Annotated in this window: 2 protein-coding genes and 1 pseudogene; 1 reads left to right on the forward strand and 2 read right to left on the reverse strand. The window is 33.2% G+C overall.

Going from position 1 to position 2,870, the window contains the following annotated elements; translation table 11 throughout:
* Positions 1-80 precede the first annotated feature (80 nt).
* Positions 81-326: pseudogene (locus FC65_RS09915) on the forward strand (IS30 family transposase); the annotation flags it as partial.
* A gap of 133 nt (positions 327-459) precedes the next feature.
* On the opposite strand, the gene FC65_RS09920 reads toward FC65_RS09915, so the two are convergent.
* Positions 460-1,443, reverse strand: a complete 984-nt coding sequence (locus FC65_RS09920) for a Stealth CR1 domain-containing protein (RefSeq protein ID WP_056972550.1) — start codon at positions 1,441-1,443, stop codon at positions 460-462.
* A 189-nt stretch (positions 1,444-1,632) separates the two neighbouring features.
* Positions 1,633-2,702, reverse strand: a protein-coding gene (locus FC65_RS09925; protein WP_156408626.1) for an IS3-like element IS1163 family transposase whose coding sequence is annotated in 2 segments (ribosomal slippage) — positions 1,633-2,474 and positions 2,474-2,702 — 1,071 coding nt in all. Because the reading frame shifts where the segments join, the coding sequence is not laid out codon by codon here.
* Between the last annotated feature and the right edge of the window lie 168 nt (positions 2,703-2,870).

The following is a 2,870-nucleotide window of genomic DNA, read 5'->3' on the forward strand; positions in this document are numbered from 1 at the left end:
AAGTGTTGCACTTCAATTTTAAATCGGGGCAATTTACTCCTTTAATTATCAACAAAAGTGATTGGTATATTATCATTATTCTAACCAATTTTAATGGTCCGGTGCACAGCTTTACTTTGGACCGTGGCACTGAGTTTAGTGGGCTAGTATCACTTGAATCACAATATGGTATAAGACCTATTACTGCCATGCTTATACTCCAGCTGAACGTGGTAGTAATGAACTCTTTAATCGGAATTTACGTTAACCAGCGACCGCTTAAAATACTCGACTGGCAAACACCGTATCAGGTTATGCTGACAAATTTGTCCAAAAATTCGGATTAAATTTGCAATCTACCTTATTCATAAATATAGCTCCAATCATTTAAAATATTTGTTATTAAAAATTTAACATTACGTGTTTAAATAAGGCTATTAATAGTGAAAAGTAAGAAAAAATAGTTTATTGATTTTTAAATTAATATTCGAACGGAGACTTATATGGAAATTTAGTATCCAAGATATTTTTAATTGAGTTGACATTTGCAGAATAATTCACACTATTTGTATCATTTATGCATAAAGTCATGCTTTTACTATTCAATAAATCTTTACTCAGCAAATCTATATCATTAATTGTATAAAAATGTCCATTTATTTTAGAACAAGGTTCGAATAGCCCCTGTTCTAACTGATAGTACCTAACTAACCATTCAGTAACATCCTCATCGCTTCTAAATTTATGTGTTAGTGTTTTATGGATTTCGCGATGCCATATTTTTTTAGCACTCGCAAAATTACTTTTTAGATATGGCTGAGGAAGATGGGGGTCGTAATAAGCCGATATTTTATGCTTAGTCAACATAAAAAGCGAATTTATTAAGGGCTTAAAACTTCTAACCCTAAAAATTCCTTTATATGTTTTAGGCCATTTCTTAATCCATGAATTTAGTACATATATATCATTAAAAATGTTTTTATCAAATTCTTCAACTGGCGTAAATGGTCTGTAAGCTCTGAAGTCTCTTGGTAAAGAGTTCTTAAAGAAAAAATCAGGAGATATTCTATGATTCAACAGCATATCATCATTAAAAAGTACAAACTCTTCACTTAAATCATTAATGTTGCTAATTGACCATTCAATGGCACTCGAATTAAATGTCGGAAGATATTTCGAATCTATAATATCTTTGTGGTCAATCAATGTCACTTTATCATTACTTTTATTCAACCATTTTGGAATCTGAGAATCTGTTATTAAATATATTTTGTTTACCCAAGGAGCATAAAGATATATAGATCTAAATAAATATTTTAACGTTCCGTAATCTCTATATCGTTGTATTCCTGTATTGTCACTTGTCAGTAAATCATCTTCATTACTTATATATTTTGATCTTTTGGCTCTCCATTTAAAATCATCCGAATCAACCCAGGTAATAACAAAATCTATTTTATCCATACATATCGACCTCTAAACTATTAAAATCTATTATCCAAAATATTTGTTTTATAATTTATTAATTTTTATATTTTTTTAAAAGTTGTACATATTGAGCAATTAAAAATAAGGAGCAATGATGAATGTCAAAACATTCAAATTTCTTTTTATCAATGATTGCTCCTATGTCAATAAATGGCACATCTTTTTCTAAACACTCGTTCTAATTCTGTCGGAATTAAACCAACTGATGTAATTTGAGGTTCGGATTACCAAGTCCTCAAAATTGGAAAAAGTTGTTTGAAAGGCAAACTCTCTCTTCAACAATGAGTGAAAAGCTTCAATTGGCCCATTATCATAAGGATAACCTTGTTTTGAGTATGAGTGGCTAATCTGATGCCGTTCAAGTAAAGTTTCAACTTCGTTGCTGGTGTACTGTGAACCCATGTCAGAGTGAAAATATTGTGGCTTTTGATGACATTCAAGCGCCTGATTAATCGTTTCTACAACTAACGTCGCCTCCATCTGACGACCAATCTTGAAAGCAAGAACTTGATGAACCTTTGGTTCGTAAATAGAACTGAGATAAACCCAGGTTCCTGGACGTAATTCCAAATAAGTAATGTCAGCACGCCATATCCTTGCATTGGGCTGGTGCTTGATTAAATTGGGGCGTTGTGAATGATCCACATGAGTGCCAGTTTTTTTAAATCGCCGATTCATTAAAGAGTGAATCTCCATTTCCCTCATTAATCGTAAAATTCGTTTTGACCCAACACAGATGCCTGACTTGCGAAGCACCATCGTTATTCGTGGATAACCATAGGCACGATAATTATTTTCCCAAATCAATTTAATTTTTTCTTTGAGCTGATTATCAACACGTTCGTGTTGACTAGGTTGATATCTTTTCAAATGGTAATAGGTGCTGCGCGGTAATTTCAGTGCCGAAAAAATAATTGATAAGCGGTGTCGCAATAACTGATCTTCTATGAAGACAAGGCAATTAATTCGTCCTAATGCTTTCCCAGTAACACCGCCGCAGCTTTTAAAATTTCAAGTTCCCCCTTTAATCGCTGATTTTCCTTTTGAAGTTGTTTGAATTCTTTGGACGTTACTTCAGTACCGTCTTCTAGCTCAACTGATTTAGCGCCTTTAACCCAGTTATGAATTGCGGCTGGAGAAACACCGTATTCCTCGGAAAGCGAGCGAATAGATCTTTTCTCTTCACGATGCATCTTCACAATGCCGGCTTTAAAATCATCTTGATATCGTTTCATTGGAATGCTCCTATCTTGTTTTATTAATTATGGCACAACTGTTCAGAAATTTATGTACCAAATACTAGGATAGGAGCAGATCCTATTACAATTTGTAGTAATAATGTTCATCTCAGATACCCAACTATAAAAATTATTTTTTGGCAAACTGATCCATGGGGAATCCCT

Origin of the sequence: Ligilactobacillus acidipiscis DSM 15836 (genome assembly GCF_001435755.1) — a bacterium.
Taxonomy (GTDB): Bacteria; Bacillota; Bacilli; order Lactobacillales; family Lactobacillaceae; genus Ligilactobacillus; species Ligilactobacillus acidipiscis.